The organism is Streptomyces rectiviolaceus (genome assembly GCF_039533825.1).
GTDB lineage: Bacteria > Actinomycetota > Actinomycetes > Streptomycetales > Streptomycetaceae > Streptomyces > Streptomyces rectiviolaceus.
Map to the genome: position 1 here is coordinate 1 of NZ_BAAAUG010000011.1, position 21,953 is coordinate 21,953.

The following is a 21,953-nucleotide window of genomic DNA, read 5'->3' on the forward strand; positions in this document are numbered from 1 at the left end:
CCGGCGGAACAGCTGCTGCTCGACGCCTACCTACGGGCGAGCGAAGACGCGGCACCCGTGGTCGCCGTCGACGGGCGCAGCCGCCTCGTCAGCGAGGCCGCCGCACGGCAGCTTTCGCCCGAGGCGCTGGAGGTGCGGGAGCTGCGGGCGGCGGCGCTGCTCGGCGGGGGCGGCGAGACGGCGTCGACGGATGGCGAGGAGTGTGCGGCTCGGATCACGCCGGTGCTCGACCCCCGATCCGGCGTGATCGTGGGTGTCGTGGCCGTGCTGCGGCAGGAACCGTCGTCACGGGCGTCGTCATCGTCATCGCCATCGTCGAGACGGTCGTCGAAGGCATCGTCCCCGGGCGGGAGTCCGGCCTTGCCCACCGGAAGTTCAGTGCCCTGGCGGCACGCGGTGGGCCGGGCCCGTGAACTGGCGGGAACGGCCGGGCCGCTGCTCCTGTCCGGCGAGCGAGGCACCGGAAAGACGGCGCTCGCCCAGGCACTCCTCCAGGAGTCCGGCGGCCCGGAGCCGCTGGCCTTCGACGCGGCGCAGGCGAAAGAGGGCGAACTCGCCCTGCTCCGCGCGTCGTTGACGAACGAAGAGGCGGGCGGCCTCCGCACGGCCCGCCCCGTACTGCTGCGTCACGCCGAGCGGCTCGGGCAGAGCGATGTGGCCGTGCTGAACGCGCTCATCGCCGACGCCCCGCGGCTGCGCCTGGTGGTCACCCGAACGCCGGGCACGCCGGAAGGCCCCTGTCTGCTGCGGCTCCTCGACGGTCTGGCGGCCCGTTCCGTGGTCCTGCCACCGCTGCGTGAACGACCGGAGGACATCCGGGAGTTGGTGACGCACCTCGCGCCCACGCCCGCTCCCGGACATCCCCCGCTCACCTGGGCCCTGGACGCCGTGCGCGCCTTGGAGCAGCACTCCTGGCCCGGCAATATCGCCGAACTCGCCCATGTCGTACGGGCGGTGGCCGACAGGAGGCGCGCGTCCGGGCCCGTGCGGCGCGCCGAACTGCCGGACGCCGTACGGGAGAAGCCCGCGGCCCGGCAGCTGAGCGCGATCGAGCGGGCCGAGCACGAAGCGATCACGGAGGCGTTGCGCCGCAACGGCGGCAACAAGGCCCGCGCGGCCGCCGCACTCGGCATCGCCCGCGCCACGCTCTACCGGAAGCTGCGCGGCTACGGCTGACGGGGCACGGCGCCGATCGAGCGGCCCGCCCACTCAGGGGCCGGTTCCGCCAGGGCCGTCAGGTGGTCGCGGATCGTGTCCGGGAAGGGGGTCGCGCGGCCCGCGTTCTGGTCGACGTGGATGGCGAGGAGTTCGGTGGTCGCCACGGGGGTGGCGTCCGGGGCGATCTCCGCTTCGGGCTCCTCGACCACGTACAGCTCGTGGGTGAAGCGTGCCTTCTTGGCGTCCGCGCCCAGGATGCGGGTGCGGACCGCGAGGTGGACGCCGTCCGCGACGTCGTCGAGGTAGCGGATGTGCGCCTCGACCGTGTAGAGCGAGCAGCCGGTGGACTCGCGGTATCCCGCGTGCAGGCCGGTCTCGATCATCATGGCGTCGGTGGCGTAGCCGAAGACGAGGACGTAGAACGCCTCGCTCATATGGCCGTTGTAGTCGATCCACTCGGGCCGTACGGTCCGGTGCAGAACGGGCAGGGGCGCGGTCACTTGGTGTCCTCCTTCGTGCGCTGCTGCGGCAGACGGCCCGTCGCCCGCAGTACGTCGATGACCCCCTGGTCGCGCTCGGCGACCAGGTCGGCGATGGTACGGCCGTCCGCCGCGTCGTCGCATCCCGCGACCACGGCGTCGTACAACTCCTTGTCCAGCTCAGGTGCTTCGAGGCGCGTCCACGGCGACTTCAGGGACGGGCCGAAGTGGTCGAGCATGTGGGCCATGCCGCCCTCGCCGCCCGCGAGCGCGAAGGTGAGCATGGGGCCCATGAACGCCCAGCGCAGGCCAGGGCCTTCGGTGATCGAGTCGTCGATCTCCTTCACCGTGGCCTCGCCGTTGGCGACCATGTGCAGGGCCTCGCGCCAGAGGGCTTCCTGGAGGCGGTTGGCTATGAAGCCGGGAACCTCGCTCGCCATGGTGATCACGGACTTGCCCGCGACCTCGTAGAAGCGGGACGCCCAAGTGACCGCGTGGGGCGCTGTCTTGTCGCCGCCGACGACCTCCACGAGCGGGATGAGGTAGGGCGGGTTGAACGGGTGGCCGACGACGAGGCGGCCCGGGTCGGCGGCCTCGGTCTGCATGTCGGTCATCGGGTAGCCGGAGGTGGAGGAGGCGATGACGACTCCGGCGGGCGCCGCGGCGTCGAGCCGCGCCAGCAGATCGCGCTTCAGCTCCAGCTTCTCGGGGGCGCTCTCCTGCACGAACTGGGCGTCGGCGACGGCCTCTTCGAGGGTGGCTGTGACGGTGAGCCGGTCCGGGGAAGCCCCTTCGGCGAGGCCGAGCTGGGTCAGTGCGGGCCAGGCGGCGTCCACCAGACGGCGGAGCTTCTGCTCGGCGTCGGGGGCGGGGTCCCAGGCGGTGACGTCGTAGCCGCGGGCGAGGTAGTGGGCGACCCAGCCGCCGCCGATGACTCCGGCGCCGACGCAGGCGATTCGGCGTACGTCTTCGGGGGCGCAGGGGGCGGGGGGTGTGGTGATGTCGTTCTCGTTCATGGAGAGGGTCCTACTCGTCGTGAGGTTCCGGCGCGGGGTTCAGGCGCGGGGCTTGAGGCCGAGCTTCTGGCGGGCCTCGTCCGGGGTGGCCACCCGCGAGCCGAGGTTCTCGGTGATCTGCACGGCGCGCTCGACGAGTTGGGCGTTGGTGACCTTGTTGCCCTTGCCGAGATAGAGGTTGTCCTCGAGGCCGACGCGGACCTGGCCGCCGAGCAGGATGGACTGGGCGACCCACGGCATCTGCATGCGGCCGAGCGCGAAGCTGGCCCACTGGGCGCCTTCGGGGAGCATGTTGACCATGGACTGGAGGACGCCCGGGTCGGCGGGGGCGCCCCACGGGATGCCCATGCAGAGCTGGAAGACGGTGGGGTTGTCGAGCAGCCCTTCCGCGAGGAGCTGCTTGGCGAACCAGAGCTGACCGGTGTCGAAGATCTCCAACTCGGGCCGCACGCCGAGCTCCTGGATGCGCTTGGCGCCCTGGCGGAGCATGTCGGGGGTGGAGATGTAGAGGTTGTCGCCGAAGTTGAGGGAGCCGCAGTCCAGGGTGCAGATGTCGGGCAGCAGGTCCTCGACGTGCGGGAGGCGCTCAAGGCCGCCGACGAGGTCGGTGCCGGGCAGCCCGCCGAGCTCCTTCAGCGGCTGGACGGGGTCGATGACCAGGTCGCCGCCCATGCCCGCGGTGAGGTTGATGACGACGTCGGTGCCGGTCTCCTTGATGCGCTCGACGACCTCGCGGTACAGGCGCGGGTCGCGCGACGGGTCGCCGGTCTCGGGGTCGCGTACGTGGATGTGCACGACGGCGGCGCCCGCCTCGGCGGCCTCCACGGCGGAGGTGGCTATCTGCTCGGGGGTGACGGGGACGTGGGGACTCTTGCGTACGGTGTCGCCCGCGCCGGTGAGGGCGGCGGTGATGATGACGTCTTGATTCACGGGCATGGTGAACTATCCCTCAAAGGTGGGGTGTTGATGTTCTTCTGGCGATGCGTCGGGGGCGCTGGGCGGTGCGCGGTGTCTACGCGCTGCGCGGTGCGGCCAGCGTCGCGTCGACGTACACGAGCAGCGCCTCGTGCATGTCGTCGGGGGTCGTGCCGTCGGTGCCGGGGGTGGAGGCGAGCACCTGGGTTGCGAGGCCGTCGATCAGCGCGGTGAGCCGGAGCGCCGCGGACTGCGGGTCGACGAGGCGGAACACGCCCTGGTCGACACCGCGCCGGATGACGTCGGCGACGGTCGCGCGCCACTGCCGGTAGTACTCGGCGTGCAGGCGCCCGACGGCGGTGGAGCGGGCGGCCTCCGCCCACAGGTCGAGCCAGACGCTCCACTGCCAGCGCTGCTGCGGGGTGCGAGGGGTCTGGAGCTCGATCAGCTGGCGCAGCTCGTCGGCGGCGTCGGCCGCGTCGGCGATGCGGGCGGCGCGGCGGGCGGTGTCCTCGTCCATGCACCAGCGGACGGCGGCCTCCAGGAGGTCGTCGCGGCCGGGGAAGTGGTAGTGGATGGCGGCGGTGCTGGTGGCGCAGGCTTCGGCGATGTCCGCGACGCGTACGGCGTGGAAGCCGCGCTCGGCGACGAGGCGCACGGTTTCGCGGACGATCTGGAGGGGGCGGCCGCCTTCGGGGGCGGCGGCGGTGCGTTCCCGGCGGGCCGGGGGTGCGGCGTTCTGAGTGCCCGGGAGCTGGGTGCCCAGGAGCCAGCCCGCGTCCACGCCGCCGGTGTCCGCGATGCGGGCAAGCTCCGCCGCGGTGAAGCGGCGGGTGCCGCCGAGTGAGCGGGAGAGCTTGGAGGGGTCCATCACGATGCGCCGGGCGAATTCGCGCTGGGTCGCACCGGCGTCGGCGATGACCTTGCGGACTCGGTCCGCGACCTCGGGGTCTTGCTGCATGGGCGGTCACGCTACCTGTGCGTTGCGCTGATCGCAATCTGCGAGGTGCGCCTTTCCGCAGATGGCCGCCCAGGTTGCGATCCTGACTGACGTCTCAGTCACCGCAACGCCTCGCTTCCCTACGCCTGCCCGCACCGGGGCAACGCAAGCACCCACCCGCTCACCCCTGCACTGCGGGGTAAACGGGTGGGTGGGTGGGAAAGAAACCCGCCACGAAGCCCAGGGGCTAGGTCCTGTCCTGGACCCCCTTCACGAACTCATCCAGGTAGGGGTCAGCAATCTTCACCGCCCCTAGCTGATGATGCTCCGCCGGGTCCACGGATATCGCCCGCGCCCGTCCCGCGAGGGACTCCATCGAGGCCCGCTCCCGCGCCGCCGAGGCCGAGTCCCCCTCCTGGGTGAAGGACAGCGCCGCGAGGCCATGCCCCATCGCGGAACCCCACAGCTCCGTGGCGTCAAGCCACTGCTTCGCGTCGTGGAGGAACTGCTCGTCCGGCACCCCGGAGCGCAGCACCGCGGGGACCTTCTCGATCTCCCGGGCCGTGGGCCGCAGCGCCTGTACCGCCCCGGCCGGGTCACTCTCGTACCGCTTCCAGAACGCGTCCAGCTTCGGCCCGAGAACCGGGGACTGCGGCTGCCAGTTCGACTCGCCGAACGTGGGCGCCGCGTGGTTGAGGTCCACGAACGTCTGCACCGCGTCGGCGACGCGTTCGTCACCCCCGGCGAGATACAGCGCCGCCTGCCGCCCCGACCGCGCCCGCTCGTAGCCACGGTCGTTCCACGAGAAGTCGTTCATGGTGAAGACGGCGAGCTTGCTCGCCCCCTCCTGGTTCATCGGGTTGGAGACGATGCCGCTGAGGTGACCGGACAGACCAGGCTCGCGCTTGTCGTAGGGCGCGAGAAGCAGCCGCCCGGCCGTGCGCGCGAAGTCGTTCACCGGGTAGTTGTCCCAGACGAACACCTTCCGGCCGAACAGCTCGGCGGCCTTCTCCGCCTGGGAGTTGGTGATCTCCGGCGGAACCACGTCCGTGCCCGTCCACATCACCTCCACGGCGCCGTCGAGCTCGGCCCGCATCGTCTGCTTGTACGCGGTGTCCGTGAGGTCCCCGTACTCCGTGGGCACCATCTGCAGCGGGTTGGCTCCCTCGTGCCGCGCGATGAAGTCCCGCTGGATGGTGTTGAGGAGCCCGACCTGTGCCTTCGCCGCGGGGCCGCGGCCGGGCTCGCCGAACTTCGCCTTGTCGGCGTCGCAGTTCCACTTGGTGTAGCTGATGTCGTCCAGCGGGACCGAGAAGGACCGCACCCCCAGGTCGTACATCGCCTGGAGCTTCGCCGTCAGCGCCTTGACGTCCGCCGGGTCCGAGTAACAGATGGAGCCGCCCGGTGAGACCGCGAACGTGAAGCGCACATGGTTGGCCGTCGCGCGGTCGATCAGCTTGCCGAGCTGGGTGAGCTTGTCCGCCGGGTAGGGCTCGCGCCACTTCTCCCGGTGGTAGGGGTCGTCCTTGGGCGCATAGACGTAGGTGTTGGCCTTGGTGTCGCCCAGGAAGTCCATCTGGTCGAGGCGTTCGGCCTCGGTCCAGGGCGGTCCGTAGAACCCTTCGATGCTGCCGCGCAGCGGCATGGAGGGGAAGTCGGAGACCTCGGCCCCCGCTATCCGGCCCTTGGAGATGAGCTGGCCGAGGGTCTGCGCCGCGTAGAACTGTCCGGTCGCGTCCTTGCCGCCGAGCGCGACGGTGCGGTGTCTCACCCGCAGCGCGTACCCCTCGGCCTGCTCCGGCACCCGCGTCCCGCCGAGCGCCTTCGCGATGTCGGGCCGGGTCGCAGGGCCGAGCAGGACGGTCAGCGGGGCACGGCCCGACGCCTTCGCGCGTACGTCGATGTCGCGCACCCCGTGGGCGCGCAGCGTCTCGGTGACGCGCTGCCGGGCCGCCTCGTCGGCGCCGTCGGCGTCATCTCCGACGACGAGTTCGGCGCGCCGGGCGAGCGGCACGTCGTCGCCCGCGCGGGACATGTGCTGCGGGGTCGGCGACACGACGGGGAGCCGACCGGTCACGGCTTCCTCCTGGGCAGAGGAAGGCGCGGCGGCCGCGGATGGTGCGAGGGGGATCGCCAGGACGGCGAGCGCGAGAAGCGCCGTCCGGGGTCTGGAATTGCGTGTAGTGCGGGGCATAGGGCCTCCGAACGTTGGGATGGGGGTGCGGGTGGGATCAGGGGGGGCGCCCGCAGGGGGGCGCGGGGAACTGCGCGACCAGCCCCCACCGGCCCGCGCTGAATGAACCGCGTATCCAGCGGAGCGCTCAGTCCCGCGTGTGCGCGCGGTAGAGGTCCAGCTCGCCGTCGAGTTCCAGGGCGATGACCGTGCACAGCGGATCGAGCTGGTCGTCGGTGAGGTGCACGTACTCCCAGCCGGGTACGTCACCGAGGCCGCCGACCCGTTCGTGCCGGACGACGGCGTCCGTGCCGAGCACGCGGGCGGACGTCACGCCGTTGCGTACGCCTCGCAGCACCACGTATTCGTTGGGCCGGTCGAAGAGGAACAGATACAGGGTGCGACGGTCGGCGGAGAGCGTCGAAGGGCCGTAGAAGTGGCCGTGCGGAAGGCCTCGCACCGTTCCGTAGACCGCGTTGGTGTGCCGGGACGTCCACTCCCCCAGCGCTTCGAGGCGCTGGATCTGTTCGGGGAGCAGCGTGCCGTCCTCCTTCGGGCCGACGTCGAGGAGCAGATTGCCGCCGCCTCCGATGGCCTCGACGAAGATGCGGACGAGCTGACGCGGTGACTTGTGGCGGGTGTCCTGCGGCTGGTAGCCCCAGGAGTCGTTGACGGTGAGGCACAACTCCCATGGCTGCGCGGGCGGTTCGATCGGCACGCCCTGCTCGGGCGTGGCGTAGTCGCCGTGCCCGGTGAGACGGCCGTTGACGACGGTGTGCGGGGACAGCGCCCGGATCTCATCGGCGAGTTCCGCCATCCGCCACTGCCCGGCGCTGCGCTCCCACTCCCCGTCGAACCACAGCAGGTCCGGTTCGAAGCGCTCGAGGAGTTCCCGCACTTGTACGCGGTGGAAGGCGAGGAAGTCCGCCCACCTCTCCTCGGACTCCTCGCCGACGGGAGGCATCGAGTAGCGGTTGCCGCGCTCGGCGGGGTCCTGGCCGTCGGGGCGCACGGTGGCGTAGTCGGGGTGGGACCAGTCCAAGTGCGAGTAGTACAGGCCGACTTTGATGCCTCGGGCGCGCAGGGCGGCGACGTACGGAGTGATGAGGTCGCGGCCCGCGGGGGTGCGTTTGACGACGGACAGGTCGTTCGCCGCCGTGTCCCAGAGGGCGACCCCGTCGTGGTGCTTGGCGGTGAGGACGGCGTAGCGGGCGCCCGCGCGGACGAAGAGTTCGGCCCAGGCCTCGGGGTCGTACGCGGAGGCGGTGAAGCCGTCGAGCTGCGCCATGTAGCGGTCGTAGGGGACCTGGTCGTGGAAGAAGGACCAGGACTCGGCCACTCCGTCCACGCTGTAGATGCCCCAGTGGAGGAAGATTCCGAGCTTGGCGTCGCCGAACCAGGGCTGGATCACAGGCGGTTCTCCTTCACTTGAAACGCTCCTCGTCATAGCTCCAGCAGTGCGCCCACTGCCCGTCGTCGAAGTGCGTGCGCGGCGGAAAGGCCGTGGCGCACACCGGTCTTGCGATCGGGCAGCGCGGGTGGAACCGGCAGCCGGCCGGCGGGTCGACGAGGCTCGGCGGTTCACCGAGCGTCTCCTCGTCGTCCACCACGTCCGGTGCGTCGAGGAGTCCGCCGGCGCGGTCCGGGTCGGGCGCGGACTCCAGCAGGAGCCGGGTGTAGGGGTGCCGGGGGTTCTCGACGAGCGCGTCGCCCGGGCCCGACTCGACGAGCTGGCCCGCGTAGAGCACCTTGATCTCGTCGGCGAAGTAGCGGGCGCTGGCGATGTCGTGGGTGATGTAGAGGATCGCGAGGCCCTCGTCGTCGCGGAGCCTGCCGAGGAGGTTGAGGATGTCGAGGCGGATGGAGACGTCGAGCATCGACACGGGTTCGTCGCCGAGCAGCACCTTGGGGCGGGCGGCGAGCGCGCGGGCGATGGCGACGCGCTGGCGCTGCCCGCCCGACAGCTCGTGCGGGAACTTGTCGATGAACTGGTCGGCGGGGGTGAGATTGACCCGCTCCAGGAGGTCGACGACGGCCTTCTCCACGTCTGCCCTGCCCCGGACATGGCCGTGCAGCCGCAGCGGCCTGCCGAGGATGTAGCGCAGCCGGTGCACGGGGCTGAGCGAGGAGAAGGGGTCCTGGAACACCATCTGCACCTGGCGGTAGTACGCCCGTTTGCCCTTGGCCGAGCGTGCCGCGACCACGGGTGCGCCGTCGAGGCGGATCTCGCCCGCGGTGGGCGGATAGCCGAGCGCGAGGAGCCGGGCCAGCGTCGACTTTCCGCTGCCGCTCTCGCCTACGAGGGCGGTGATGCGGCCCTGGTGGAGGGCGAGGGTCGTGGGCTCCACGGCGCGTACGACCTTGCCGTTCTGGCCGGGGCCGTGCAGGGGGAAATGTTTGGTGACCTCGCGGGCCTCAAGTACCGGCTCAGCCAGTGACATGGGTACTCCTCGGCTCGTGTGGCTCATGTGACTCGTGTGGCTCGCGGCTCGCCCGGAGCCCGTCGTGGAGATGGCAGGCGACTTCGCCGCCCTCCCCGCCGAGCAGCGGCGGAACTTCCTGGTCGCAGGGGTCGAACCGCTGGGGGCAGCGCGGGTGGAAGGGGCAGCCGGCCGGTGGGTGCCGCAGCCCGGGCGGGGAGCCGGGGATGCCGGTGATCTCGCGGCGCGGTCCGTGCAGCGGCGGGAAGGCGCTCCGCAGAGCGGCCGTGTAGGGGTGCCGTGGGTCGGCGTACAGCTGCCGCGCCTGGCCGGTCTCGACGACGCGGCCCGCGTACATGACGGCGATCCGGTCGGCGATCTCGATGAGGAGCGACAGGTCGTGCGTGATGAAGATGACCGAGAAGCCCAATTCCCGTTTCAGCCTGGCCACTTGGCGCAGGATCTGGCGCTGCATCACCACGTCCACGGCGGTCGTCGGCTCGTCCATCACCACGAGATCCGGTTCACAGGCGAGCGCGAGCGCGATCGTCGCGCGCTGCCGCATCCCGCCGGACAGCTCGTGCGGATAGGCCCGCGCCCGGTCGGCGGGGATGCCGACCATGGCGAGCAGCTCCCCCGCCCGCTGCCACGCGTCCGACCGCGACAGGCCGCGGTGCAGGCGCAGGACGTCGGCGAACTGGGCGCCGAGCCGGTGCACCGGGTTGAGGGCGTTCATGGCGCTCTGGAAGACGATCGCGATGCGTTCCCAGCGCAGGGCGCGCAGCTCTCGCTCGCCGAGCCGCAGCAGGTCGACCGGGCCGTCGTCGCCGTGGAAGTCGACCGTGCCGCTCGTCGTCACCGCGGGAGGACGCTCGAGCCGCGTCAGGGCCGTCACCAGCGTCGACTTGCCGCAGCCGCTCTCTCCTACGATCCCCAGGGTCTCCCCGCGGTAGAGGGTGAGGTCGACGTCGCGTACCGCATGGACCGGCTCCGCCTGGTCGAAGTAGTCGACACGCAGGCCACGCGCGGACAGGAGCACGTCCCGGCTGTCGTTCATCGCGCCTCCTCGGGGGTGCGCAGGGCTGCCGCCGCGGCCCGGCGCCGCACGGCCCGGCCCGGCTTGCGCAGGCGGGGGTTGGCGATCTCGTCGATGCCGAAGTTGATGAGTCCCGCCGCGATCCCGACGACGGCGATGCACGCGCCGGGCGGGATGAACCACCACCAGGCGCCACGCGCGAGAGCCGACGCGTTCTGCGCCCAGTAGAGCATCGAGCCCCAGCTGGTGAGGTTGATGTTGCCGAGGCCGATGAAGGAGAGCCCTGCGTCGGCGAACATCGACAGGACGACGGCGGACAGGAAGCTCGCCGAGATCAGCGGCGCCATGCTGGGGATCAGCTCGCGGGTGATGATCCACCACCGGCTCTCGCCGGTCATCTCTGCGGCCGTCACGAAGTCCCTTCGCCGCAGCGAGAGGGTCTGCGCGCGTTTGCCGCGCGCGCCCCACGGCCAGGACGTCAGGCCGATGATGAGGGCCACCGTGAGCCAGCCGCCGCGCCCCTTGACGTAACTCGCGACGATGATGAGCAGCGGCAGGCTGGGAATGACCAGGGCGATGTTCGTGCCCGCGGTGAGCAGCGCGTCCGGCGTGCCGCCCAGATAGCCGCCCGCGACGCCGACGAGCACGGACAGGGTGGTCGAGATGACGGCGGCGACCAGACCCACCAGGAGCGAGACGCGGCTGCCGACGACGAGCTGGGCAAGGACGTCCTCGCCGGTCGCGGTCGTGCCCAACAGGTGGGCGCCGGACGGGGGTTGCATGCCGTCGGCGGTGTGGATGGCGGTCGCGGAGAGCCCGAAGGCATCCTCCACGAGGAAGGGTCCGGCCAGCGCGAACAGGGCGAAGAACACGAGGATCGCGAGCCCGGCCCGCACCTTGCGGTTCTCCGGCAGCCGACCCCTGAGGGTGAGGTTCATGCGCGGCCCTCCCTTGCGCGTGGGTCGATCAGGCCGTACACGGAGTCGGCGAGGAAGTTCGCCGCGAGCACGGACAGCGAGACCATCAGGAACAGGGCCTGCATCAGCGGATAGTCGACGCTGGCCACGGACTGGTAGAGCAGATAGCCGACACCGGGATACGCGAAGACGGCCTCCACCAGGAGCTGTCCGCCGACGACGTTGCCGATGTTGACGGCGAACCCGGCGACGCTCGGCAGGATCGCGTTGCGGGCCGCGTACCGGAACATCACGCGGGTCCTGCCGAGGCCCTTGGCGCGGGCGAGGAGGACGTAGTCCTCGGAGACCGTCGTGATCATCATGTTCCGCATGCCGATGAACCACGTGGCCGACCAGCCGAGCGCGATGGTGAGCGCGGGCAGCACGGCATGGCTGATGACGCTGCCGATGAAGGCGGCCGAGAAGCCCGGGGTGAGATCCCCGTCGTACGCGCCGCCGGTCGGCAGCCACGCCAGCTGGAAGCCGAAGACGAGGACGAAGAGCAGGGCGATCCAGAAGGTGGGAAGGGCGTTGAGGAACATCGCGGCGGGCGTGGCCACCGAGTCCGTGCGTGAGCCCGCCCGGCCGCCGGCCATGATGCCGCCCGCGGTGCCGATGACGAACGACAGGACGGCGGTGATGCCGACGAGCCCGATCGTCCACGGCAGCCCCGCGCTGATGACCTCCCACACCGGTGTCGGGAAGAACGCCACGGAGAGGCCGAAGTCGAGGTGCGCCACCTGCCCGAGGTAGGTGACGTACTGGCTCCAGAGGGGTTCGCCCGGGTCGCCGAAGAGCCGGTAGATGCTGGCGATCTGTTCCCCGCTGAGCGCCGAGCGGCCCTGCATCTGCGCGATGAGCGCGGAGGCCGGGTCGCCCGGCATCAGCCGGGGCAGCAGGAAGTTGAGCGTGACGGCGATCCAGGCGGCGGCGAGATAGAAGCCGAGCCGCTGCACGAAGTAGCGGGCGGCGCCGAGCCGCGGGCGGCGTCCTGGTCGCCGTACCGCGACACGCTCCTGGGCCGTCGTTGGGGCCACCGTGCCGGAGGAAGCCGTCATCCGCCTAGCCCGCCTTCACCGGGCGCAGCGACAGGATCGTCTGCACCATGTCGGTGGGGCCCGCCCAGGGCGCGGGGATGGCGTAGGGGTTCTTCTCGTCCGGCCAGCCGGTCCAGTTCTTGCTGTTGTACTGGGTGGAGGCGCCGTTGGTGATGAGCGGGGCGGCGGGCACCTCGTCGATCATCAGCTTCTCCAGCTTCGCGGAGAGCTTCTTGATGGTGGCGTCGTCGCCGGCGCGCTCCATCTCCTTGAGGATGCCGTCGGCCTTGGCGCTCTTGTAGTGGCCGTAGTTGGTCCAGATGCCGCCGTTCTTGCTGTGCAGCATGTCCTTGTAGAAGTTGTACGGCGTGTTGTAGAAGACGGCGCCGCCGACCAGGACGTCGAACTTGGCCTCCTGGCGCGCCGTGTCCAGCTGTGCGCTCGCCATGGGCTCGACCCCGACCTTGATGCCGGCCTGCTTCAGCTGCTGGGCGAGGACCTTGTCGCGCTGGATGGCGTCGGCGAACTCGGTCACCTCAAGGATCTTGAAGCTGAGCTGCCTGCCGTCCTTCCCGACGAGCCTCCCGTCCTTCTTGGTGTAGCCAGCCTTGGCGAACTCCTTCTGTGCCGCGGCCAGTTCGGGCTTGGGCTGGTCGGCGTCCTGATACTTGGCGTCGATCCACTTGCCCTGCGTCTTGGAGTCGAGCCCGGTGAGGTTGAGCGGCTTGAACATGCCCGGGTTGCCGACGTCGGCGAGTTCGGTGCGGTTGACGGCGAGCGAGATGCCCTTGCGGACGTGGACGTCCTTGAACGGCGCCTTCTTGTGGTTGAAGAACATGTAGGTGCCGCCGTAGGTGGGGTACCAGGCGTGGTGGTTCTTCGGGTCCTTGTCGACGTACGACTTCTTGACGTCGGGGACGGCGCCGCCGCTCCACTCGACCTCGCCGCTGAGCAGCTTTCCTATCTCGGAGGACGAGGCGACCACCGGCGCCTTGAGGGTCTTCACCGGGACCTTCTGCTTCCAGTAGTCGTCCCTGGCCTCGAAGGTGAGCTGCTGGGCGGCGTACCGCTTGAGGGTGTAGGGGCCGCTGGCCACCGGGTCGGGGTTGGTGAAGGTCTTGCCGTTCTTGCCCTTCCAGACCTTCTCCGGGACCGGGCGGATGGATCCGATGCTGCGCAGGCGGGCGTAGCCGGGGGTATCGAAGGTGATCTCGACGGTGTGGTCGTCCGTCGCCTTGGCCTTCTCGTACTCGAACTTCCACTCCACGGGGAGGTCCTGCTTCGTGACGTACTCCAGGGCGAAGACGACGTCCTTGGCGGTCAGTTTCGTGCCGTCGCTCCAGTTGGCGCGCTTGTCCAGATCGATGGTGATCTTCTTGCCGCCGTCCGACCAGGCGTACTTGGTGGCGAGCCAGGGCACGAACTTGCCGCCCTGGAGGGTGTTGAAGGCGAACAGCGGCTCGTACTGGAAGCCGAAGGTGCCCTGACTTGCCTGCAGGGAGAAGGGGTTGAAGTTACGGGCGATGGTGTTGCCGGAGAAGCCCATGTTCACGGTCAGGGAGTCCGAGCCGCCGCCGGAGGCTGCGGGGGTCGCCGAACAGCCTGCCGCGGTGACGGCGAGCGCGAGAGCGGCCGCGCCCGTGACGCCAAGTCTGGTCCACTTCATGGCGGTTGATACCTCCGGTTGGCAACGTTGTCTGGGGGGGCGGGGACGGTGCGTGCGTACAGGTGAGGGGCGGTTCAGGGAGCGGCGCGGGCGGCGGTGCTGCCGCGCGCCTGAAGGTGCGGGAGTTCGTCCTGGACACGGACGGCTGGGCCGCCGTCGAGGAGGGCGATCAGCTGCTCGGCGGCGTGCCCGCCGTAGACGGCGGTGTCGCGGACGAGGGCGGTGAGCGCGGGATGGGTCGAGCGGGTGAGGACGGAGTCGTCCCAGGCGACGATGGCCAGGTCGGCCGGTACGGCGATGCCGCGTTCGGCGGCGACACCGAGACCGGCGACGGCCAGGACGTCGTTGTCGTAGACGATCGCCGTGGGGCGCGGGTCCCACGCAAGGACCCGGCGGGTGGCCTCGGCCCCCTGGGTTTCGGAGTAGTCCGTGGTGACCGAGTCCACGTCGCGCAGACCGCGCCGGTCGGCCTCCGCCCGCAGGGAGTTGATGCGCCGCCGGGTGTGGGTGAGGTCGGGCAGGCCCGCGATGTGCGCGATGCGGCGGTGACCGAGGCCGTGCAGGTGGTCGACGATGGAGGCCATGGCGAGGGCGTCGTCGGCCCAGAGGTTGGAGATGCCGGGGTATTCGGTGTGCGGCTCCGGCAGCGTCCCCACGACGACGGCGGGGAGTCCGAGTTCGTCGAGGAGCGCGAGGCGCGGATCCGACCCGCGAGGGTCGACGACGAGCATGCCGTCGACCCGGTGCTCGGCCCACCAGCGGCGGTAGACCGCGCACTCCGCGTCGATGTCCTCGACGACCTGGAACAGCAGGCCGAGCTTGCGGCGCGAGAGCACCTCCTGGATCCCGGAGACCAGCTGGAGGAAGAACGACTCGACGCCGAGGGTCTTCGCCGGGCGCGCGAGGACGAGCCCGACCGTGCCGGAGCCCTCGCCCGAGAGGGCCCGCGCGGCGGCGCTCGGCTGCCAGCCGAGCTCTTCGGCGACCCGGCGGACCCGGTCGCGGGTGGTCTCGGAGACTCCGGGCCGGCCGTTGAGCGCGAAGGAGACCGCGCTCTCCGAGACACCGGCCCGCAGGGCGATGTCCTTGATGGTGGGGCGCCGGGCCGGGGTGCGGCGCATGCGGACCCTCCCCTCGCGTGGTTGCTGCTGAACCCAGACGGCTGAGCGGACGGCTGAGCTAAAGCGCTTGAGGGCGAGCAGGCTAAAGCGCTAAAGGTGCCGGGGACAAGAGGGCGTAGGAATGCAAATTCCGGTGCGTCGAGGGGTATTGACGGGGGATTGTTTCTGCTTCACTCTCACCCGGATGAGCCCGACACCACTGGCCCCTCGATGAGCCCGGCAGCGGGCCGTCAGCCCTTCATGCACGGGTACGACGCCGACGCGCTGAAGCACTGGAGCCCGCGGACAGACCGCTGGGCGAGGTACTTCCGCTCGCGCGTGCCGCTCGCTTCCCGCATCGCGCCGTTCCCCGCCACCCAGGCCCGCCCCCAACTCCCCACCGGCGCCCGGGTGATGAACCTCTGCAACGACTACGACGGGGCCTTCTTCACCGCCCGCAAGTACGACGACGCCTTCGCCCGCCGCCTGCTCCGCTTCTGGCAGTACTCGGACTTCTACGGCTCCTGGCACGGCCTGCCGGTCGACGGATCACCCACCGGCGAACCGGACGACATCGTGCACGGCCTGATCAACCCGCCCAATCCCGCGTACACGGACGCCGCCCACCGCAATGGCGTCAAAAGTCTCGGCTGCTGGTTCTGGCCGCGTCCGGGTGCGTTCGCCCCGTATCTCGAACGGTATGCGGACGGTTCGTACCCGGTGGCGGACAAATTGATCGAGATGGCCGAATACTTCGGATTCGACGGGTACTTCATCAATCATGAGGCCGAGACTCCGCCCGACGAGGCGAAGCGGCTGCGCGAGCTGCTCACGTATCTCCGGTCCCGCGCTCCGGAGGGGTTCCACCTCCAGTGGTACGACACGATCAGGCCGGACGGCGGTCTGGACTACCTCAACCACCTGAACGACGAGAACGCCCCCTGGCTGGAGTCAGCCGCGGACAGCTTCTTCGCCAACTACTGGATGACCGAGGCAGGGGTGGAGACGTCCCGGGCCACGGCTCTGCGGCTCGGCCGCGATCCGTACGAGGCGGTCTTCCACGGCACGGAGAACGAGCAGTTCGGCTTCGATCCGGAGTACGACCCGCGGCTGGTCTTCCCCGACTCCGGTCCTGCCAGGACCAGTTGGGCCCTGTTCGGCTCCCACTTCGTGTGGGAGCTGCACCCCGGACACGAGGACCCCGAGGCGCAGGGCCCGGCCTTCGAGCGTGAGCGCCAGTACTGGTCGGGGCCGGCGGGCGACCCCTCGCGGACCGGCCGCACCCGAGCCCATGAGCCCGGTGCGCCCGACCCCGCCGACCCCGCCAAGTGGGACGGCGTGGCGCACCACATCACCGAGCGGTCGGTGATCGGCGCGTTCCCCTTCGTCACCCGCTTCAACACCGGGCACGGGCGTGGCTTCTTCCTGGCGGGGCGCCGTGCGAGCGACGCGGACTGGTACAACGCGTCGATCCAGGACGTGCTGCCGACGTGGCAGTTCTGGTCGGAAGGGCCCGAGGGTGCGCAGGGCGGGGAGTCGCCCGACTTCGACTACACGCGGGCCTACGACGGCGGCTCCTCCCTGCGCGTGCCGGGCGGCACCACGGCCCGCCTCTACAAGACGGAGCTCGCGGTGCGCACGGGCGAGGAGTCGGTCTCGGTCACGTACGCGGGGAGCGCGCCGGAGGTGGGGCTGCTCTTCGCCGACGATCCGGGCGTCTTCGCGTGGCGGCAGGTCGGGGCGGAGGAGGCGGGACCCGGCTGGCACACCGCGGCCCGCTCGCTCGCCGAGTTCCGCGGGCGAACGATCGTGACCGTCGCGGTGCGGACCGCGTCGGCCGTCCACCTCGGCGAACTGGCCCTCCGTGACGGCGAGTTCACTCCCCCCGAGCGCCCTGAGGGCTTTCAGGTCGACGCCGCGTACGTCGACGGCGAGAGCGCCGAGGTGTTCCTCTCCTGGCACCTCGCGGACCCCGGACAGGTCTGGTACTACGACGTGCACCGCGAGGAGGAGTGGCTGGGGCGGATCTACGACGAGGTGTACTACGTGAAGTCGCTGCGCAGGCGCGGGGGCGAGGCGGCCACGGAGCTGGCCCTCACGCCGGTGGCCCCGGACGGCACACGGGGCGAGCCGTCGACCACGCTCATGAACTGGCTCCGTCACGACCATTGACCCGCCAAGAGACCAAGTGATTTATTCACTTTATGAGTTACGGCAGTCAGCCCTCCCTGTCCGAGCGCCTGGCGGACGACATAGTCGAGATCATCCGCACCGAACGCCTCACCCCCGGCGACGCGTTGGCCTCATCGCGCGAGCTCGCCCGCCGCTTCGAGGTCACCACGCCGACCGTGCGCGAGGCGCTGCGCAGGCTGGAGGCCACGGGGGTGGTGGAGTTCCGGCACGGTTCAGGGACGTACGTGGGGCCGGGTGTGGACCGCAGGCTCCTGGCCAATCCGCATCAGCCGCGCAGCGACCGCGCATCGGTCCTTGAACTGGTCGGGGCCCGCCTCGTCCTCGAACCGGCGATAGCCGCGGCTGCCGCGCGCGCCCAAGCAGACGACGGGGTGCGGCAGTTGGCCCTCGCCGCGGGCAACGCCCTGCTCCCGCCCGAGGAGTCCCTGCGCCAGTCCGTGCACTTCCACGTGGCGCTCGCGGAGGCCAGCGGCAACACGCTCCTGCGGGAGGCCGTGGAAGCCCTGCTGTACGTCAGGGCCCGTGAGCAGGTGGAGATCCGGCACCGCTACAACGACCGCGAGCGCGACCACGCCGAGCACGTGGAGATCTACGAGGCGGTACGGTCCGGCGACGCGACGGCCGCCGAGCGCCTCACCCGCGAACACCTGACGTCGATCCGCGACGCCGTCACCGCGGCGAACTTCCCCGAGAAGGGAAGCCGATGAACGACTCCCCCACGCCCTCCGGCCCGCCGAACACTCCTGGCGGCGCAGGCGCGAAGGCCTCCGGACCCAGCGCCAACCCCCTGCCCACCACCAATCGCACCTCCCCGCCCTCAAACCCCCGACCCGCGCCCGCAAGTGGCAAGATCACGGCCACGACGGACGACACACCCCAACTGGCAGCCGCAGACCCGACCCCCACGCGCCCCGGCCCACCGAGCACCCCCGGCCACGCAGGCGCGAAGGCCTCCGGACCCAGCGCCAACCCCCTGCCCACCACCAATCGCACCTCCCCGCCCTCAAACCCCCGACCCGCGCCCGCAAGTGGCAAGATCACGGCCACGACGGACGACACACCCCAACTGGCAGCCGCAGACCCGACCCCCACGCGCCCCGGCCCACCGAACACCCCCGGCCACGCAGGCACGAACCCCTCCACACCCAACGCCAACCCCCTGCCCACCACCAATCGCACCTCCCCGCCCTCAAACACCCAACCGGCAGCGGCAGCCCCGACCGCCACGGCGCCAACACGCGGCCCCGCGACGGGGCCACCCGCGCGCGAGCAGTACGGCCCGCCTCCCCCCAACTCCCAACCCTCATATCGCCTCGCCGAGATGACCACCCTCGAAGCCGCCGCCGCGGTCCGCGTCAGTCCTCTCGTCATCATTCCCGCGGGCGCCTTCGAGCAGCACGGGCCCGGGATGCCGCTCGCCACCGACACCATCCGGGCCGAGCATGTCGCCGACCTGGTCGCCTCGCAGCTTGCCGGACGGGCCGTGGTCGGGCCCTCGCTCGGCATCGGGGTCTCACCGCATCACCTGAACTTCGCCGGCACGGTGAGTCTGTCGACGGGGACGCTGGCCGCGCTCGTCCGTGACTACGTCGACAGCCTGCACCGGCACGGCTGGCGGGACATCCTCGTGATCACCGGGCACGGCGGCAACAACGCCACGCTCACCACCGTCGCGCAGGACCTGCTCGTCACCCATCCCGGCCTGCGGTTCGCCTGGACGCCCCTGACCTCGCTCGCCCCGGACGCCGTCGCGGCCATGCGGCCCAGCGAGGTCCATGGGCACAGCGGGGAGGCGGAGACCGCTCAAATGCTGCACCTTGCACCGGAGTTGGTCCACCGCGAACGCCTCGCCCCGGGGTCCGTCACCCATGACGACCTCGACCCGCTCTCCCGGCTCGCACGCCGTGGCGGCCACCCCGCCCTGACCGTGCCGTACGACCGGCTCAGCGCCAACGGCGTACTCGGCGACCCGCGCCGCGCCACGCCCGATGACGGCCTCGCGATCATCGACGCCGCCGTCCACCGCATCGTCACCTTCGCCAAGGAGTGGCTGGACACCACCGGCTGACGTCTCGTCACCGGGCTCTGCTCTCGCTCCCGCTGCCCCTCCCCCCTCTCAGCCGCCCGCGCCTCGCGCCGTCGGCGGAAGGAGCCTGCCTTGAAACGCGCACTGCCCCGCACGGGCGCCTCTGTCATCGCCGGACTCACCCTGCTCGCGGGGGTGGCTCTGACCTCCGCCGCTCCCTCGTACGCCGACGGCGGCGCCCCCGGTTGCCGCCGGAGCGCCCCGCAGCCTCCCGGCACCACCGCCCCGCACACCCTCACCAGCGGCGGTCTGACCAGGACCTACCAGCTCCACCTGCCCAAGGAGTACACGGGCGACCGCGGCTGGCCCGTGGTCCTCGCCTTCCACGGGCGGGGCAACACCGGCAGCGGCACGGAGGAGTTCAGCAAGCTGTCGTCCCTCCCCGCGATCGTCGCGTACCCGGAGGGTGTCGTCGGCACCGGTGACGGGCAGCGGCAGGCGTGGCAAGGCGCTCCGTACGCCGCGCCCGGTGTGGACGACGTGGCGTTCACCGGTGATCTGCTCGACTCGCTGGAGGACCGCCTCTGCGTGGACCCGCGGCGCGTGTACGCCACCGGGAAGTCCAACGGCGCCGGGTTCACCGCGCTCCTGGCCTGCCGGATGCCGGACCGGATCGCGGCGATCGCCCCTGTCGCCGGGGCCTTCTATCCGGGCACCGGCGAGAACTGCCGCCCCGCGCGCCCGGTCCCGGTCATCGATTTCCATGGCACCGGGGATGCCACCATCCCGTACGCCGGCGATCCCGACCGCGGTCTCCCCGCGCTCCACGACTGGCTCACCACCTGGGCCCACCGCAACGGCTGCCGCACCCGCACCCCGGACCGCCTCACGGCCCCCGACATCACCGAGTCCCGCTGGACCGACTGCGCGGACGGCGCCGAGGTCCGTCATGTGGCCGTCACGGACGGCGGCCACACCTGGCCCGGCGCCGACAGCTACAGCGGCGGCGGACACACGACCCAGAGCATCGAGGCCCACGAGGTCCTGTGGAGCTTCCTGCGCCGCCACCACCTGCGCTGAGCCGCGCGCCCTCGTCCCCGCCCCCATCCCCACCCCCCGTCCCCTCCTCATCCGCCCCTTGGATCCCCGCGGAGCCGCCATGTCTTCCCCGACCCCCGCCCTGCCGGACGCGCCACCCCCACCACCCACCGGGCCCCCGCTCCCCCGCATAGTCCGCGCGATGGCCGTCGTCGAGCGCGCCGGAAACGCGTTGCCGCACCCCTTCTGGCTGTTCTGGATACTCTCCGGCGTCCTCGCCGTGGTCAGCGCGGTCCTCCTCGCCTTCGACGTCTCCGTGGTCTCGCCGGGCGACGGCAAGCGCGTCGCCGTACAGAGCCTGCTCAGCGGGGACGGGCTCGCGATGGCAGCCTCGACGATGATCGAGAACTTCGCGGCGTTCCCGCCGATGGCGACCATCGTCGTGGTCATCATGGGCGTCGCGGTCGCCGAACGCAGCGGATTCCTGGCCGCGTTGATGAAGGTCGGCGTCTCCCGTGTGCCCGCGTCCTGGGTGGTCTTCGCGGTCGCCTTCGCGGGCACGGTGGCCCATGTCGCCTCAGCGGCGGCCTACGTCATCCTCGTGCCGCTCGGCGGGCTCGCCTTCCGCGCCGTGGGCCGCTCCCCCGTCCTCGGCATCGTCGTCGCCTACACCGCCATCGCGTCCGGCTACGACGCGAGTCCCGTACCGACGCCGAACGACGCCATCTTCGCCGGGATCACCACGACCGCCGCGAAGATCGCGGGCGGCGACGACGCGTATGTCTCGCCGCTGAGCAACTGGTTCTTCAACATCGCGTCCTCCCTCCTGCTCGCCGCCGTCATCACCCTCGTGACCCGCTTCGTCCTGAGCAAGCGTCCCGACCTCGACGCCGACCCGGACGCGGACCTCGAAGACATCGGCGCGCTCAGCCTCAGCGACCGTGAGCGCTCGGCCCTGCGCCGGGCCGGCGTCGCTTTCCTGGTGGCCGTCGCGGCCCTCACCGCGGCCGTCGTCCCGGCCGCCTCGCCCCTGCGCGGCGACGGCGGAAGCATCGTCGAGTCACCGCTCCTTGACGGCATCGCGGCGATCGTCGCGTTCCTCTTCGCGCTCGTCGGCATCGTCTACGGCGCCCGCTCCGGGTCCGTGCGCAAGCCCGGCGACGTACCGAAGCTGATGGTCGACGGCGTCAAGCAGATGGCGCCCGTACTCGTCCTGTTCTTCGCCATCGCCCAGTTCCTCGCCTACTTCGACTGGACCCACATCGGCGACGTCCTCGCCGTCAAGGCGGCCGAGGCGCTCGAACACAGCCAACTGCCCATCGTGGTCGTCTTCCTGCTCATCCTGCTGCTCCTGACCGTCGTGAACGTCATGGTCACCAGCGGGTCCGCGATGTGGGCCCTGGCCGCCCCCGTCCTCGTACCGATGCTGATGCTCGTCGACGTACCGGCCGAGACCACGCAGGCGCTCTTCCGCATCGCCGACTCCGGTTCGACGGCCATCACCCCCATGAGCCCGTACTTCGTGATGGCGCTCGGCTTCCTGCAGCGCTACCGCAAGTCGGCGGGGCTCGGCACCCTCGCCTCGTACACACTGCCGCTCGCCGTCGCGATGACCGCGGCCTGGACGCTGCTGTTCCTCGCCTGGTGGGCGCTCGGCATTCCCCTGGGTCCGGGCGCACCGGTGCGCTGACAGCCCGGTTTGAAGTCCGTGGGTCACGCGATGGTGTGACGCCGGGGCGATCACCGCATCGGTGGCCCCCGCACGGGTAGTGCTCCTGCCCGTACGCCACCGCGTGAGGA

At 71.0% G+C, this 21,953-nt stretch carries 18 protein-coding genes; 6 read left to right on the forward strand and 12 right to left on the reverse strand.

Annotation, left to right across the window (positions count from 1 at the left end; all coding sequences use genetic code 11):
- The coding region (locus ABD378_RS02165) for a helix-turn-helix domain-containing protein (protein WP_344518552.1) at nt 1-1,176 on the forward strand (1,176 nt) is incomplete at its 5' end.
- On the opposite strand, the gene ABD378_RS02170 is transcribed toward ABD378_RS02165, so the two are convergent.
- The 12 genes from ABD378_RS02170 to ABD378_RS02225 all read right to left on the reverse strand — a co-directional run bounded on the left by ABD378_RS02170 (nt 1,167) and on the right by ABD378_RS02225 (nt 14,917).
- The gene (locus ABD378_RS02170; protein ID WP_344518553.1) at nt 1,167-1,658 is read right to left on the reverse strand and encodes a thioesterase family protein; all 492 of its coding nucleotides are present in this window, start codon (nt 1,656-1,658) and stop codon (nt 1,167-1,169) included. The genes ABD378_RS02165 and ABD378_RS02170 overlap by 10 nt on opposite strands.
- Nucleotides 1,655-2,653, reverse strand: coding sequence for a 3-hydroxyacyl-CoA dehydrogenase NAD-binding domain-containing protein (locus ABD378_RS02175; RefSeq protein WP_344518554.1), 999 nt, complete (start codon nt 2,651-2,653; stop codon nt 1,655-1,657). Before ABD378_RS02175 ends, ABD378_RS02170 begins: the two co-directional genes overlap by 4 nt.
- 39 nt (nt 2,654-2,692) lie before the next feature.
- Entirely contained in the window at nt 2,693-3,589 is an 897-nt protein-coding gene (locus ABD378_RS02180) for a beta-keto acid cleavage family enzyme (RefSeq protein ID WP_344518555.1), read from the reverse strand.
- Nucleotides 3,590-3,665: 76 nt separating this feature from the next.
- Entirely contained in the window at nt 3,666-4,529 is an 864-nt protein-coding gene (locus tag ABD378_RS02185) for a TetR/AcrR family transcriptional regulator (protein WP_344518556.1), read from the reverse strand.
- A 226-nt stretch (nt 4,530-4,755) separates the two neighbouring features.
- A complete protein-coding gene (locus ABD378_RS02190; RefSeq protein ID WP_344518558.1) occupies nt 4,756-6,702 on the reverse strand; it encodes a glycoside hydrolase family 84 protein in 1,947 nt (648 codons plus the stop codon).
- 127 nt (nt 6,703-6,829) lie between these two features.
- Complete coding sequence (locus ABD378_RS02195; RefSeq protein WP_344518588.1) at nt 6,830-8,089, reverse strand: alpha-L-fucosidase; 1,260 nt, start codon at nt 8,087-8,089, stop codon at nt 6,830-6,832.
- Nucleotides 8,090-8,105: 16 nt separating this feature from the next.
- Nucleotides 8,106-9,122 (reverse strand): ABC transporter ATP-binding protein, encoded by a 1,017-nt coding sequence (locus ABD378_RS02200; protein WP_344518560.1) that lies wholly within the window; start codon nt 9,120-9,122, stop codon nt 8,106-8,108.
- Nucleotides 9,109-10,158 carry an ABC transporter ATP-binding protein gene (locus tag ABD378_RS02205; protein WP_344518561.1) on the reverse strand — a complete coding sequence of 350 codons (1,050 nt, stop codon included), beginning with the start codon at nt 10,156-10,158 and terminating at the stop codon, nt 9,109-9,111. The genes ABD378_RS02200 and ABD378_RS02205 overlap by 14 nt, the downstream gene beginning before the upstream one ends.
- Nucleotides 10,155-11,075: an ABC transporter permease gene (locus tag ABD378_RS02210; RefSeq protein ID WP_344518563.1), complete on the reverse strand. Its 921-nt coding sequence runs from the start codon at nt 11,073-11,075 to the stop codon at nt 10,155-10,157. Before ABD378_RS02210 ends, ABD378_RS02205 begins: the two co-directional genes overlap by 4 nt.
- On the reverse strand, nt 11,072-12,151 hold the full coding sequence (locus ABD378_RS02215; RefSeq protein WP_344518564.1) for an ABC transporter permease: 1,080 nt from the start codon (nt 12,149-12,151) through the stop codon (nt 11,072-11,074). The genes ABD378_RS02210 and ABD378_RS02215 overlap by 4 nt, the downstream gene beginning before the upstream one ends.
- A gap of 4 nt (nt 12,152-12,155) precedes the next feature.
- Entirely contained in the window at nt 12,156-13,796 is a 1,641-nt protein-coding gene (locus ABD378_RS02220) for an ABC transporter substrate-binding protein (RefSeq protein ID WP_344518565.1), read from the reverse strand.
- A gap of 74 nt (nt 13,797-13,870) precedes the next feature.
- The gene (locus tag ABD378_RS02225; RefSeq protein ID WP_344518566.1) at nt 13,871-14,917 is read right to left on the reverse strand and encodes a LacI family DNA-binding transcriptional regulator; all 1,047 of its coding nucleotides are present in this window, start codon (nt 14,915-14,917) and stop codon (nt 13,871-13,873) included.
- Between the two features lie 210 nt (nt 14,918-15,127).
- Between ABD378_RS02225 and ABD378_RS02230 the strand changes: the two genes are divergently transcribed.
- The 5 genes from ABD378_RS02230 to ABD378_RS02250 all read left to right on the forward strand — a co-directional run bounded on the left by ABD378_RS02230 (nt 15,128) and on the right by ABD378_RS02250 (nt 21,843).
- Nucleotides 15,128-17,068, forward strand: a complete 1,941-nt coding sequence (locus ABD378_RS02230) for an endo-beta-N-acetylglucosaminidase (protein WP_344518567.1) — start codon at nt 15,128-15,130, stop codon at nt 17,066-17,068.
- A 32-nt stretch (nt 17,069-17,100) separates the two neighbouring features.
- Nucleotides 17,101-17,796, forward strand: a complete 696-nt coding sequence (locus ABD378_RS02235) for a FadR/GntR family transcriptional regulator (protein WP_344518568.1) — start codon at nt 17,101-17,103, stop codon at nt 17,794-17,796.
- 614 nt (nt 17,797-18,410) lie between these two features.
- On the forward strand, nt 18,411-19,157 hold the full coding sequence (locus tag ABD378_RS02240) for a creatininase family protein (RefSeq protein WP_344518569.1): 747 nt from the start codon (nt 18,411-18,413) through the stop codon (nt 19,155-19,157).
- A gap of 90 nt (nt 19,158-19,247) precedes the next feature.
- The gene (locus tag ABD378_RS02245; protein ID WP_344518570.1) at nt 19,248-20,195 is read left to right on the forward strand and encodes a CE1 family esterase; all 948 of its coding nucleotides are present in this window, start codon (nt 19,248-19,250) and stop codon (nt 20,193-20,195) included.
- Nucleotides 20,196-20,274: 79 nt separating this feature from the next.
- The gene (locus ABD378_RS02250; RefSeq protein WP_344518571.1) at nt 20,275-21,843 is read left to right on the forward strand and encodes an AbgT family transporter; all 1,569 of its coding nucleotides are present in this window, start codon (nt 20,275-20,277) and stop codon (nt 21,841-21,843) included.
- Nucleotides 21,844-21,953: the final 110 nt, after the last annotated feature.